A 13,324-nucleotide genomic window follows, 5' to 3' on the forward strand; every position below is an offset into this window, starting at 1 on the left:
CTGGTCAAAGTCCTTTCGAGCTGCGGCTTGCTTGTACGGCCGACTCAGATGTCGAGGAAGCGGACGTCCTTGGCGTTGCGCTGGATGAACGAGCGCCGCGCCTCGACGTCCTCACCCATCAGCACCGAGAACAGGTCGTCGGCCTGCGCCGCGTCGTCCAGCGTGACCTGGCCGAGGACCCGGTGGTCCACGTCCATGGTCGTGATGCGCAGCTCCTCGGCGTTCATCTCACCGAGACCCTTGAAGCGCTGGATCGAGTCTTCCTTGATCCGCTTGCCGTTCTGCTTGCCGAGCGCCACCAGGGCGTCGCGCTCCCGGTCGGAGTACGCGTACTCGAAGTCGTCCCGGCCCCACTTGATCTTGTAGAGCGGCGGGCGGGAGAGGTACACGTGCCCGGACTCGACCAGCGGCCGCATGAACCGGAACAGGAACGTCAGCAGCAGGGTGTTGATGTGCTGGCCGTCGACGTCGGCGTCCGCCATCAGAATGATCTTGTGATAGCGGAGCTTCTCGATGTCGAAGTCCTCGTGGACCCCGGTACCGAAGGCCGAGATCAGCGCCTGTACCTCGGTGTTCTGCAGGATCTTGTCGATCCTGGCCTTCTCGACGTTCAGGATCTTGCCGCGGATGGGCAGGATCGCCTGGTACATAGGGTTACGGCCGGACTTGGCCGAACCACCGGCGGAGTCACCCTCGACGATGAAGATCTCGCACTTGGTGGGGTCGTTCGACTGGCAGTCGCTCAGCTTGCCGGGCAGCGAGGCGCTCTCCAGCAGCCCCTTGCGCCGGGTCAGGTCGCGCGCCTTGCGGGCCGCGACACGCGCCGTGGAGGCCGCGATGCCCTTGCGGATGATGTCCGCGGCCTCGTTGGGGTTCCGGTCGAACCAGTCCGTCAGCTGCTCGTGGACGACCTTCTGCACGAAGGTCTTGGCCTCCGTGTTGCCCAGCTTGGTCTTCGTCTGGCCCTCGAACTGCGGCTCGCCCAGCTTCACCGAGATGATCGCGGTGAGGCCCTCGCGGACGTCCTCGCCGGTGAGGTTGTCGTCCTTCTCGCGCAGCAGCTTCTTGTCGCGCGCGTACCGGTTGACCAGGGAGGTCAGCGCCGCACGGAAGCCCTCCTCGTGCGTACCCCCCTCATGCGTGTGGATCGCGTTGGCGAAGGAGTAGACCCCTTCGGTGTACTGCGTGTTCCACTGCATGGCGATCTCGGCCGAGAGGAGACGCTCCTTGTCCTCGGCCTCGATGTCGATCACCGACTGGTGGATGACGTCGCCCTTGCGGGAGTTGAGGTACTTGACGAAGTCGACGATGCCGTTCTCGTAGTGGTACGTGACCGACCGGGTCGTCTCCTCCTCGGGAACCTCGACGGCCTCCGCGCTGTCCGCGCCCGCCGTCGCCTTCGCCGACTCGCGCTCGTCGGTCAGCTTGAGGGTGAGGCCCTTGTTGAGGAACGCCATCTCCTGGAAGCGGCGCGAGAGGGTCTCGAAGGAGTACTCGGTGGTCTCGAAGATGTCCCCGTCGGCCCAGAAGGTGACGGTCGTACCGGTCTCGTCGGTGGCCTCGTGACGGGCCAGCGGCGCGGTCGGGACGCCGAGCTTGTAGTCCTGGGTCCAGCGGTAGCCGTCCGTCCTGACCTCGACGGCCACCCGGGTGGACAGCGCGTTGACGACGGACACGCCGACACCGTGCAGACCGCCGGAGACGGCGTAGCCGCCGCCGCCGAACTTGCCGCCGGCGTGCAGCACGGTGAGGACGACCTCGACGGCCGGCTTGCCTTCGGACGGCACGATGCCGACCGGGATGCCCCGGCCGTTGTCGATGACGCGCACTCCGCCGTCGGCGAGGATCGTGACGTCGATCGTGTCCGCGTGGCCGGCCATCGCCTCGTCGACCGAGTTGTCGACCACCTCTTGCACGAGGTGGTGGAGGCCGCGCTCACCGGTGGAACCGATGTACATACCGGGTCGCTTGCGGACCGCGTCCAGGCCCTCGAGGACCGTGATGGCGTTGGCGTCGTACGAGGCGGTGACCTCGCCGGACTCACCGGCTGTGGACGGGTTGTTCTCGTTGGGGTTGCCGGAATCGGCCACGAAGCGCCCTTTCTGGCACAGCACAGGCCGTCTCCGGGCAGGCGGGAGCGGCTGCGTCGTTCGGCTTGTATCGACGACTCCCGCACGGAAGCGGGATTGTCCGTCAGTCTACCGGTAGCGCCGACATGAATGGGTGTTTGCGGGTACCTGAGTACGCATGTGCCGCCCTGAATGAGCGGCTGACGACTCCCCATATTCGGGAAGGGGCTCTGAGAGGCTCACGAGGGCATTGAGCGCTTCGGCCTGTCAACCTCCCGCTACGGTGAGGGACGCCTCATCCCGGCACCCCGAAGGGAATCGATGGATAAGCCACATAACGGAAGGGCCACACCGGTCCCGAAGCGGGACACAGGGGAAACCGAGGTACATCGCACCACCCCGCGCCGGGGCGGGCCCGCGGGGTTCCGGAACAGCAAAAGGCCAGCTCAGCCGTAGGTGTCCCCGGGGCCTCTGCTTCCGGGGGTGCGCAGGGGACCGAACCTTCGCTCCGGGCCTCCGGGCCCCAGCACCTTGATCATGCGTACCGTGCCGTGCCCCAGGTCCGTGTTCAGCCGGGCCACCAGCTGCGGCGCCAGCAGACGCAGCTGCGTCGCCCACGCCGTCGAATCGCACTGCACCGTCAGAATCCGCTCGGCCGGATCCTCGTCGTACCGCAGCGGCACACAGTGTCTGGCCAGATCGTCCCCGACGATCTGCGGCCACCGGCCCATCACGCCGCCCACCGCCGCCGGGGTCTCCCAGCCACGCTCGGTGATCAGCCGGTTGATCGCCGACCCCAGGGCCAGCGGATCGCGCCCGTCGGAGCGCGCACCGGACCGCAGGCCACCGCCCCGCCTGGCCTGTTTCTTCTGCTGGACCGCGGCGCCCCGGGCCCTGGCCTGCTCCTTCGCCGCACGCAGCGCCACCCGCGCGAGGTCGACGCCCGACGCCTCGGGCTGTTTCGCCGCCCCGGGCACCGCGTCCGACGGCTCCTTGCTCGCTCTCGTACCGCTCACAGCCGCTCCACCGCCCCCGCGGACACCGCGTAGCGTGCGCCCGCCAGTACCCCAGGGACGTCGTCGTCCACCGCGGCCGTCACCAGCACCTGCTCACCCGGCGCCACCAGCTCCGCCAGCCGTTCACGGCGGCGCGCGTCCAGCTCGGCGAACACGTCGTCCAGCACGAGCACCGGCTCGTTGCCCTCGGTCCGCAGCAGGTCGTACGAGGCCAGTCGCAGTGCCAGCGCGTAGGACCAGGACTCGCCGTGGCTCGCGTACCCCTTGGCCGGCATACCGCGCAGTCCCAGCACCAGATCGTCGCGGTGCGGGCCGACCAGCGTCACACCCCGTTCGATCTCCTGCTTGCGAGCCTCGGCGAGCGCCGCCATCACCTGCTCGTACAGCTCCTCGCGGGTGCGCGCCTGCTCGGTCCCGGCACCGACCGAGCTGCGGTACTCCAGGGTGACCGGGCCACCGCCCGGTGCGACGTCCGCGTACGCCTTGTCGGCGAGCGGCTGCAGTGTCGCGACCAGGTCCAGACGCTGAGCGAGCAGCTCCGCACCGACGCGGCCCAGGTGCTGGTCCCACACGTCCAGGGTGGACAGGTCCATCGACCTGCCCCCGTGCCGGCGGGCCATCGCCGCGGACTTGAGCAGGGTGTTGCGCTGCTTCAGCACCCGTTCGTAGTCGGACCGGACGCCCGCCATCCTCGGCGAACGCGCCGTGATCAGCTCGTCCAGGAAGCGTCTGCGCTCGCCGGGGTCGCCCTTCACCAGGGCGAGGTCCTCGGGAGCGAAGAGCACCGTTCGTACGATCCCCAGGACGTCACGTGGTTTGACCTGGGAGGACCTGTTGATGCGGGCCCGATTGGCACGGCCCGGGTTGAGCTCGAGCTCGATCAGCTGGGACCGCTCGCCCTGCGTGACCGCGGCCCGGACGACCGCACGCTCCGCGCCCATCCGCACCAGTGGGGCGTCGGACGACACCCGGTGGCTGCCGAGCGTCGCGAGATAGCCGATCGCCTCGACCAGATTGGTCTTGCCCTGGCCGTTGGCGCCCGTGAACGCGGTGACGCCCGGGTCGAGAGGGACCTCGACCCGGGCGTACGAGCGGAAGTCGGCCAGCGAGAGATGCGTGACGTGCATGTTCGCCGACCTTCCCGCCTTCGTGTTCCGCGTTGTACCGCGCTGCTGCTTACTTCTTGTTCTCCACCGCGTGGCCGCCGAACTGGTTGCGCAGTGCGGCGATCATCTTCATCTGCGGGGAGTCGTCCTGCCGCGAGGCGAAGCGCGCGAACAGGGACGCGGTGATGGCCGGCAGCGGGACGGCGTTGTCGATGGCGGCCTCGACCGTCCACCGGCCCTCGCCCGAGTCCGCTGCGAAGCCGCGGAGCTTGTCGAGGTGCTCGTCGTCGTCCAGCGCGTTGACCGCCAGGTCGAGCAGCCAGGAACGGATGACCGTGCCCTCCTGCCAGGAGCGGAAGACCTCGCGCACGTCCGTGACGGAGTCGACCTTCTCCAGCAGCTCCCAGCCTTCGGCGTAGGCCTGCATCATGGCGTACTCGATGCCGTTGTGGACCATCTTCGCGAAGTGGCCGGCGCCGACCTTGCCCGCGTGGACGGAGCCGAAGTCACCCTCGGGCTTGAGGGCGTCGAAGACCGGCTGGACCTTCGCGACGTTCTCGGCGTCGCCGCCGTACATCAGCGCGTAGCCGTTCTCCAGGCCCCAGACGCCACCGGAGACGCCGCAGTCGACGAAGCCGATGCCCTTGATGCCCAGCTCGACGGCGTGCTTCTCGTCGTCGGTCCAGCGGGAGTTCCCGCCGTCCACGACGATGTCGCCCGGGGAGAGCAGCTCGGCCAGCTCGTCGATGGTGGACTGGGTCGCGGCACCCGCCGGGACCATCACCCATACGACGCGCGGACCCTTGAGCTTGCCCACGAGCTCTTCGAGGCTGTGGACATCCGCGACGTCCGGGTTGCGGTCGTAACCGATGACGGTGTGGCCTGCGCGGCGGATGCGCTCGCGCATGTTGCCGCCCATCTTGCCGAGTCCGACGAGACCGAGCTCCATCAGAGATTCCTTAAGCGTTGTGCCGATTCGTACCCAGGACCGAGCCTACGCCCGGCCTGGGACAGCACGGCGGGCCTGCTCGGCACTGAGCATGCCCGCCGGAACTGCCATGACAGGAAGCGAACCGCCGGATCAGCCCGAGAGCCGGACCGGCATGATCAGGTACTTGTAGGCGTCGTCCGCCTCGGCGTCGACGGCGGGACGGCCACTGAGCAGGGCCGGCTTGGTCGACGTCGTGAAGGAGAGCTGGGCGACCGGGGAGTCGATCGCGCTGAGCCCGTCCAGCAGGAAGGTCGGGTTGAAGGCGATCGAGATGTCGTCGCCCTCGAGCACGGCGTCGACGCGTTCCACAGCCTGTGCGTCGTCGCTGGAACCGGCTTCCAGGATCAGCACACCCTGCTCGAAGCTGAGGCGCACGGGGGTGTTCCGCTCGGCGACCAGGGCCACGCGCTTGACTGCCTCGACGAACGGGGCGGTCTCGATGACCGCGACCGAGTTGAACTCGGTCGGGAAGAGCGTGCGGTACTTCGGCAGGTCACCTTCGAGCAGCCGCGTCGTCGTACGGCGGCCGGCGCCCTCGAAACCGATGAGCCCTTCGCCGGCACCGGCCCCGGACAGCGCGAGCGTCACGGTGTCCCCACTGGTCAGCGCCTTGGCGGTGTCCAGGAGCGTCTTGGCGGGCACCAGGGCCACGGCCGAGGCGTCCGGATTCTCCGGCTTCCACAGGAACTCGCGGACCGCGAAGCGGTAACGGTCCGTGGACGCGAGGGTGACGGTGTCGCCCTCGATCTCGATACGGACGCCCGTCAGGACCGGCAGCGTGTCGTCCCGGCCGGCCGCGATGGCGACCTGGGCGGCGGCGGAGGCGAAGACCTCACCGGGGACGGTGCCCGTCGCCGTCGGCATCTGGGGCAGCGCCGGGTACTCCTCCACCGGCAGCGTGTGGAGGGTGAACCGCGAGGAGCCGCAGACCACGGTGGCCCGTACACCGTCGGTGGAGATCTCCACCGGGCGGTTGGGGAGGGCGCGGCAGATGTCGGCGAGCAGCCGGCCGGAGACCAGCACCGTGCCGTCCTCCTCGACCTCCGCGTCCACCGAGACCTTGGCCGAGACCTCGTAGTCGAAGCTCGAGAAGCTGAGGGCGCCGTCCTCAGCCTTCAGCAGAAGGCCCGCAAGAACGGGCGCCGGCGGACGGGCCGGGAGGCTGCGGGCCACCCAGGCCACCGCCTCCGCCAGTACATCGCGCTCCACCCGGATCTTCACCGGAACCGCCTCCTGCTGTTGCTCGCTCGCCCTGCCGGCCTTCGTCGTCTGGTCGGGGCTTCCCCGCCGAAGAGCTGGGGAGGCCGCCGGGGTCCAGTCTGACGTACGGCACCGACACTCGTTGCTGCTCGGGGTCAAGTCGCACCCGGAGGTTCGCGGAGCTCGCCACTCAAGTTGTGCACAGGCCCCACTTCGAAGCTGATTCCTGGCTAACTCTGAGTGGTAGTAGTAGTAGGCCCTGTGGAAACCGTGGATAACGTCGTTTTCGCAGGTCAGATGCTGTTTTTTGTCCACCGAGCCTGTGGGTGACACCGGTGGACAACCAGGCGTTTCTGTGGACACGCGAAAGTTCTGCACACCCGATGCACAGGCGGGGGTGACTTCTCCCCAGGGCTGTCCCCAGCTTTACCCACGTTCCCCACAGCTCAACCAGGGGTGTCGGTGTGACGCCTTTCACTCTCGGCAGTGAAAGGCGGTGTCGGGTTGCCGAACAGTGGACAGTCCTGGGGAGAACCTGGGAAAAGCTGGGGACAACACGGTCCAGCCTGTGGGCCAGCGGTGGACAACGCGGACAGGCCTCTGTGGACCAAAAGTTTGTCCACAGGCTGTGGATCAACGTTGACCACAAATCCCCAGGCATGTGACCTGGCCTGATGGAGTATCGACAGCGCCACCTGTGGATGCAATCTGGACAACTTCCCAGTCCCCAGGCTGTGGACGCCCATTTTCCCCTCTGTCTGTGGAGAAGAGCCCTGTTCAGGCCCGTATTCGAACAGCCGACGTGCTCAGTGAGGGGCCGACCGCGCTCGGAAGGGGCCCGCGGACGCCGCTCGGACGCCCCGCAGACCTGCCGAAGGACCCGTCTCCAGGGCGGCCGGGTATGCGCAGAAGGGCGCTGGGGGAAGCGGAAAGGCGCCTCCGAGGACGTGTGTAAGTCCTCGGAGGCGCCTTGTCCGTGCGTGGTGCGGGGTGGCCGTACCGGGCCCGTCAGCCGTTCTTGATGCGGTTGGTGAGCTCGGTGACCTGGTTGTAGATGGAGCGCCGCTCCGCCATCAGCGCGCGGATCTTCCGGTCGGCGTGCATCACCGTTGTGTGGTCCCGGCCGCCGAACTGGGCGCCGATCTTGGGCAGGGAGAGATCGGTCAGCTCCCGGCACAGATACATGGCGATCTGGCGCGCTGTCACCAGGACGCGGCTGCGCGAGGATCCGCAGAGGTCCTCGACCGTCAGCCCGAAGTAGTCGGCCGTCGCCGCCATGATGGCCGGCGCGGTGATCTCGGGGGCGGAGTCCTCTCCACCCGGGATCAGGTCCTTGAGCACGATCTCGGTCAGCCCGAGGTCCACCGGCTGCCGGTTGAGGCTGGCGAAGGCGGTGACGCGGATGAGCGCGCCCTCGAGCTCGCGGATGTTGCGCGAGATCCGGGAGGCGATGAACTCGAGCACCTCGGGCGGGGCGTTGAGCTGCTCCTGCACGGCCTTCTTGCGGAGGATCGCGATGCGCGTCTCCAGTTCGGGCGGCTGGACATCGGTGGTGAGGCCCCACTCGAACCGGTTGCGCAGCCGGTCCTCCAGGGTCACCAGCTGCTTCGGCGGACGGTCCGAGGACAGCACGATCTGCTTGTTGGCGTTGTGGAGCGTGTTGAAGGTGTGGAAGAACTCCTCCTGCGTCGACTCCTTGCTCGCCAGGAACTGGATGTCGTCGACCAGGAGGATGTCCACGTCGCGGTACCGCTTGCGGAAGGTGTCGCCCTTGCCGTCGCGGATCGAGTTGATGAACTCGTTGGTGAACTCCTCCGAGCTCACGTACCGGACCCGGGTGCCCGGGTAGAGGCTGCGCGCGTAGTGGCCGATGGCGTGGAGCAGGTGGGTCTTGCCGAGTCCCGACTCCCCGTAGATGAAGAGGGGGTTGTACGCCTTCGCGGGGGCCTCGGCGACGGCGACGGCCGCGGCGTGCGCGAAGCGGTTGGAAGCGCCGATGACGAACGTGTCGAAGAGGTACTTCGGATTCAGCCGGGCATGCGGCTCGCCGGGTCCCGGGGCCGAGGGCGACGGCGCACCCATCGGACCGCCGCCGCCCCTGCCGGTGCCCGGGCCGCCCTGCCGGTGCTGGGGCTGCTGGTCCTGGAGGTCGTGGCGGTCACGCCCGTCGCGCTGCTGTTCGTAGCCCTGGCGCTCGGGCTGCTGCGGCCGGTAGTCGTGCAGCGACTGCTGGGGCCGCGGGCTCGCGTACGGATCGCGGTCCTGGTAACCACCGTGCCGGGGCTGCCAGGACAGGTCCTCCTGCGCACGGGGCCAGGCGCCGGGCTCGGGGCGCTGCCGCTGGTAGTCCGGGTAGGCGGGGCGGGCCGTCGGCATGCCGTCGTCGGAGGGCCGGTGGCCGTACCCGTCGTAGGCGTCGTGGTGCTGGGCCTCGTCGCGCTGCGGTCCCTGATAGCGGTGGGACTGCTGATCCTGGTGGGGCTGGTGCACGGGGGGTGCGAGCGGGGCGGGCGGCTCCGCGGAGTCGTCGACCGTGATCGCGATCCGGATCGGGCGGCCGCACTCGCGGGTGAGCGTCTCGCTGATGAGCGGCGCCAGCCGGCCCTCCAGGACACGCTTGCCCCATTCGTTGGGAACGGCCAGCAGCGCGGTGTCGGCGACGAGTGCCAGCGGCTGGCAGCGCTCGATCCACTGCTTGTCCTTCGGCTCGATGCCCTGCTGGCCCTCCCCGAGGAGTTGTTCCAGCACTCGTGGCCACACTGCGGCAAGATCGGCAGGTACGTCAGCCACAAGGCACGCTCTCTCGCATGTCCCACGAATGTGTGCTTCTCGGGACGGGGTGGGTCGGGTCGGGTGAGGCCCGGCAGGTGGGAAGGAAAAGAACCGGAGTCCAGCCACGGTAGTCAGGCCGACCCACGCGGTTCAAGTTGTTGTCCACAGGCTGTGTACAGCACGGGGTGGTGTGGGGCCGGTTTGACCGAATGGCGCAGCCGCGCGTACCGTGACCAGGTCGAGTTGTCGATGGCTGCTGCCGCCTGCCTCCGATGGGCAAAGATCACGATCATGTGATTGTGAAGCGGTGCACTTGGGCGTATACGCGAGTTTCCTCGTGGGCGCACGGTGACAGCCAGGCGATGTCCCGCCAACACACGATCATTTCTGGAGCCCCCGAGTGAGCAAGCGCACCTTCCAGCCGAACAACCGTCGTCGCGCCAAGACCCACGGTTTCCGTCTGCGTATGCGTACCCGTGCCGGCCGCGCGATTCTCGCGAACCGCCGTGGCAAGGGCCGCAGCAGCCTGTCCGCCTGATCGCTTACAGGTCCATGACGTGCTGCCTACCGAGAATCGGCTGAGGCGGCGCGAGGACTTCGCGACCGCGGTACGACGAGGACGTCGAGCCGGACGTCCGCTACTGGTCGTCCATCTGAGCAGCGGTGTAACGGACCCGCACGTGACGGGGGGGAGTGCTCCCCCGTCACGTGCGGGTTTCGTTGTCAGCAAAGCAGTGGGTGGCGCGGTCGTCCGTACCGCGGTGAAGCGCAGGCTTCGCCATCTGGTCCGCGACCGGCTGGCTCAGCTGCCCCCCGGTAGCCTTGTTGTCGTACGAGCGCTGCCCGGATCGGGTGACGCCGACCATGCACAGCTGGCCCGAGACCTGGACGCCGCTCTGGAGCGGCTACTGGGAGGGGGCGCGCGATGAAGTACCCGCTGCTGGCTCTCATCAAGCTGTACCAGTGGACGATCAGCCCACTTCTCGGGCCTGTCTGCCGTTACTACCCGTCGTGTTCCCACTACGGATATACGGCGATCGACCGGCACGGTGCGATCAAGGGAACGGCGCTGACCGCTTGGCGCATCCTGCGATGCAACCCATGGTCACCCGGCGGCGTGGATCACGTACCGCCACGCAAACGTCCGCGTTGGCACGAACTGCTGCGCAGCTGTGTGCGTGGCGGCAAGGGCGGGGACTCAGCCGCCGCTGTGCCTTCCGGGGGGTCGGTCTCCGAACCCCCGAGCCCGGCCACAGAGACCTCGCCCAAAGCTCAAGGAGCCTGATTAGTGGACACGATTGCCAGTCTGTTCAGCTTTATCACCACACCTGTCTCGTGGGTCATTGTCCAGTTCCACAAGCTGTACGGAGCGCTCTTCGGCGACGACACGGGCTGGGCCTGGGGCCTTTCCATCGTGTCCCTGGTGGTCCTGATCCGGATCTGCCTGATCCCGCTTTTCGTCAAGCAGATCAAGTCGACCCGCAACATGCAGGTGCTCCAGCCGAAGATGAAGGCGATCCAGGAGCGCTACAAGAACGACAAGCAGCGTCAGTCCGAAGAGATGATGAAGCTCTACAAGGAGACGGGCACCAACCCGCTCTCCTCGTGCCTTCCCATCCTGGCGCAGTCTCCGTTCTTCTTCGCCCTGTACCACGTGCTGTCGTCCATCGCCTCGGGCAAGACGATCGGCGTCATCGACCAGCCGCTGCTTGACAGCGCCCGGCAGGCACACATCTTCGGTGCTCCGCTGGCCGCGAAGTTCATGGACAGCGAGGAGAAGGTCCAGGCGCTCGGCGCTTCGCTGACCGACGTCCGTGTCGTCACCGCGATCATGATCGTGATGATGTCCGCGTCACAGTTCTTCACCCAGCGCCAGCTGATGACGAAGAACGTCGACCTCACGGTCAAGACCCCGTACATGCAGCAGCAGAAGATGCTGATGTACATCTTCCCCGTCATCTTCGCCGTGATGGGCATCAACTTCCCCGTCGGTGTCCTCGTGTACTGGCTGACCACCAACGTCTGGACCATGGGTCAGCAGATGTACGTGATCAACCAGAACCCGACACCGGGCAGCAAGGCACAGGACCAGTACCTGGGACGTGTGCTGAAGAGCGTCACCTCCCATGGTCAGGTGCGGGGCAGGACCCGGCGCAACACGGTCAAGCGGATCGTCGTCAAGGGCCCCGACCGCAACGACATCGAGCGCAAGTTCATCACCGGTCTGGCCAAGCTGGGTTTCGCTGCTCAGGAGGACGGGACGGTGGCGAAGAGCGATGCCGCCGTACTCGAGGCCGAGGGCGGTGCCGCGCCGAAGAGGCAGCAGCCCAAGCGTCAGACCAAGGCGAAGCGTCACACGGCTGCCACGCATCCGGGTGCGGCCAAGGACTCCGAGCCGGCCGAGCCGCAAGCCAAGACGTCGCTGGAGAAGCACTCCGCATCGCAGGACGACAAGTCGAAGCCGGCGGGCAAGTCCACGTCCGGTTCCTCACGCCAAGCCAAGTCCGGACAGCGCAAGGGCCCGCAGCGGCCCAAGCACCCGTCCAAGAAGTAAGAAGGAGTCCATCCGTGACGGACGGCACCATCACCACGGCCGCTGAGGGCAGCGACACCCTGTCCCGCCTGGAGCAGGAAGGGGAGATCGCGGCCGACTACCTCGAAGGCCTGCTCGACATCGCCGACCTCGACGGCGACATCGACATGGATGTTGAGGCGGACCGGGCAGCGGTCTCGATCATCAGCGACTCGGCGCGTGACCTGCAGAAGCTCGTGGGTCGTGACGGCGAGGTGCTGGAGGCACTTCAGGAGCTGACCCGGCTGGCCGTTCACCGGGAGACCGGTGACCGCAGCCGGCTGATGCTGGACATCGGGGGCTTCCGTGCCAAGAAGCGTGAGGTCCTCGCCGCGCTGGGTGCCAAGGCCGCGGACGAGGTCAAGAGCTCGGGCGAGCCGGTGAAGCTGGAGCCGATGACGCCGTTCGAGCGCAAGGTCGTCCATGACGCGGTCGCGGCAGCGGGTCTGCGCAGCGAGTCGGAGGGCGAGGAGCCGCAGCGCTTCGTCGTCGTTCTCCCGGCCTGACCGAACCCTTGTACTGTCGGCCCCGTCTGCTCGCAGGCGGGGCCGATCTTTGTCAGCCCGATAGTCAGCCACCCACAGTGCGCTAGTGCGGTACGGAAGGACGGTCCCCGTGACGGAGGCAGCAGAGCTCCCTCAGGCGCCCCAGGAGGCGCAGGCGGTATTCGGTGAGTTCTTCCCAGAAGCTGTCCGGTACGCGGAGCTGCTCGCGGACGCCGGGGTCAAGCGGGGGCTGATCGGCCCCCGTGAGGTGCCGCGTCTGTGGGAGCGCCACCTGCTGAACTGCGCGGTGCTCTCCGAGGTGGTTCCCGACGGCGTCACGGTGTGCGACGTGGGGTCGGGGGCGGGTCTTCCCGGTATCCCTCTGGCGTTGGTACGCCCCGATCTCAAGATCACTCTGCTCGAGCCGCTGTTGCGCCGGACGAACTTCCTCCAGGAAGTGGTCGAGCTGCTGGGCCTGGACCATGTGACGGTCGTCCGCGGCCGGGCCGAGGAAGTGCTCGGAACGCTCCAGCCCGTTCACGTGGTGACGGCTCGCGCCGTGGCACCGCTCGACCGGCTTGCGGGCTGGGGGGTGCCCCTGCTTCGTCCGTACGGAGAGATGCTGGCCCTGAAGGGCGGTACCGCCGAGGAGGAGATCCAGGGGGCACGTGCCGCACTGAGCAAGCTCGGCGTGGTGGAGACCGAGGTGCTGCACGTAGGTGAGGGCCTCGTCGATCCGGCGTCCACGGTGGTACGCGTCGTGGTCGGCGAGAGTCCGGGCGGTGTGAGGTTCGCCGCAAAGAGGGCCAAGGCCGCGCGGGTCAGCCGGACGCGCCGACGCCGCTGAGGCGAGGCGCTTTTCTCCTGGTTCGACCCTTCTTCGGTTTTTCTCAGTGATGCTCCAAGAATGCGGCGATATGCGCCGTCTGCGGAGTGTCGGGAGCCTGCCGCTGCACTGCGCAGGCATCGTGTTTCACGTGAAACGTCGCTCTCTGCTGCAGGGAATCATCGACCGTGGTCGTGCGGCCGCCGCGCCGCGCGACCGTAAACCCGTACGGGTTGCCGCGTTGTCCACAGAAGTGGATTCGTCCACAGAACAGTCGACCTCGCTGG

General features: G+C 67.7%; 12 protein-coding genes. 6 read left to right on the plus strand and 6 right to left on the minus strand.

Annotated features, from left to right (window positions below; all coding sequences use genetic code 11):
- Window positions 1-44: 44 nt before the first annotated feature.
- The 6 genes from gyrB to dnaA all read right to left on the minus strand — a co-directional run bounded on the left by gyrB (window position 45) and on the right by dnaA (window position 9,172).
- Complete coding sequence (gyrB, locus tag OG927_RS16250) at window positions 45-2,114, minus strand: DNA topoisomerase (ATP-hydrolyzing) subunit B (protein ID WP_056793169.1); 2,070 nt, start codon at window positions 2,112-2,114, stop codon at window positions 45-47.
- A gap of 401 nt (window positions 2,115-2,515) precedes the next feature.
- Complete coding sequence (locus tag OG927_RS16255; protein WP_408058074.1) at window positions 2,516-3,085, minus strand: DUF721 domain-containing protein; 570 nt, start codon at window positions 3,083-3,085, stop codon at window positions 2,516-2,518.
- Entirely contained in the window at window positions 3,082-4,212 is a 1,131-nt protein-coding gene (gene recF / locus OG927_RS16260) for a DNA replication/repair protein RecF (RefSeq protein WP_056793167.1), read from the minus strand. Before recF ends, OG927_RS16255 begins: the two co-directional genes overlap by 4 nt.
- 49 nt (window positions 4,213-4,261) lie before the next feature.
- Window positions 4,262-5,140: a phosphogluconate dehydrogenase (NAD(+)-dependent, decarboxylating) gene (gnd, locus tag OG927_RS16265; RefSeq protein WP_018553877.1), complete on the minus strand. Its 879-nt coding sequence runs from the start codon at window positions 5,138-5,140 to the stop codon at window positions 4,262-4,264.
- A 132-nt stretch (window positions 5,141-5,272) separates the two neighbouring features.
- Window positions 5,273-6,403: a DNA polymerase III subunit beta gene (gene dnaN, locus OG927_RS16270; RefSeq protein ID WP_056793166.1), complete on the minus strand. Its 1,131-nt coding sequence runs from the start codon at window positions 6,401-6,403 to the stop codon at window positions 5,273-5,275.
- 987 nt (window positions 6,404-7,390) lie between these two features.
- Window positions 7,391-9,172, minus strand: coding sequence for a chromosomal replication initiator protein DnaA (dnaA, locus tag OG927_RS16275; RefSeq protein WP_330320365.1), 1,782 nt, complete (start codon window positions 9,170-9,172; stop codon window positions 7,391-7,393).
- A gap of 382 nt (window positions 9,173-9,554) precedes the next feature.
- On the opposite strand from dnaA, the gene rpmH reads away from it, so the two are divergent.
- The 6 genes from rpmH (at window position 9,555) to rsmG (ending at window position 13,058) form a co-directional block, all read left to right on the plus strand.
- Entirely contained in the window at window positions 9,555-9,692 is a 138-nt protein-coding gene (gene rpmH / locus OG927_RS16280; protein ID WP_003967884.1) for a 50S ribosomal protein L34, read from the plus strand.
- 19 nt (window positions 9,693-9,711) lie between these two features.
- Window positions 9,712-10,083 carry a ribonuclease P protein component gene (gene rnpA / locus OG927_RS16285; protein WP_079099595.1) on the plus strand — a complete coding sequence of 124 codons (372 nt, stop codon included), beginning with the start codon at window positions 9,712-9,714 and terminating at the stop codon, window positions 10,081-10,083.
- Entirely contained in the window at window positions 10,080-10,439 is a 360-nt protein-coding gene (yidD, locus tag OG927_RS16290; RefSeq protein ID WP_079099596.1) for a membrane protein insertion efficiency factor YidD, read from the plus strand. Before rnpA ends, yidD begins: the two co-directional genes overlap by 4 nt.
- Before the next feature lie 3 nt (window positions 10,440-10,442).
- Entirely contained in the window at window positions 10,443-11,708 is a 1,266-nt protein-coding gene (gene yidC, locus OG927_RS16295) for a membrane protein insertase YidC (RefSeq protein ID WP_330320366.1), read from the plus strand.
- Window positions 11,709-11,722: 14 nt separating this feature from the next.
- Window positions 11,723-12,232 (plus strand): Jag family protein, encoded by a 510-nt coding sequence (locus OG927_RS16300; protein WP_056793163.1) that lies wholly within the window; start codon window positions 11,723-11,725, stop codon window positions 12,230-12,232.
- Window positions 12,233-12,341: 109 nt separating this feature from the next.
- The gene (gene rsmG / locus OG927_RS16305) at window positions 12,342-13,058 is read left to right on the plus strand and encodes a 16S rRNA (guanine(527)-N(7))-methyltransferase RsmG (protein WP_330320367.1); all 717 of its coding nucleotides are present in this window, start codon (window positions 12,342-12,344) and stop codon (window positions 13,056-13,058) included.
- Window positions 13,059-13,324: the final 266 nt, after the last annotated feature.

This window comes from Streptomyces clavifer, from assembly GCF_036345975.1.
GTDB lineage: Bacteria > Actinomycetota > Actinomycetes > Streptomycetales > Streptomycetaceae > Streptomyces > Streptomyces clavifer.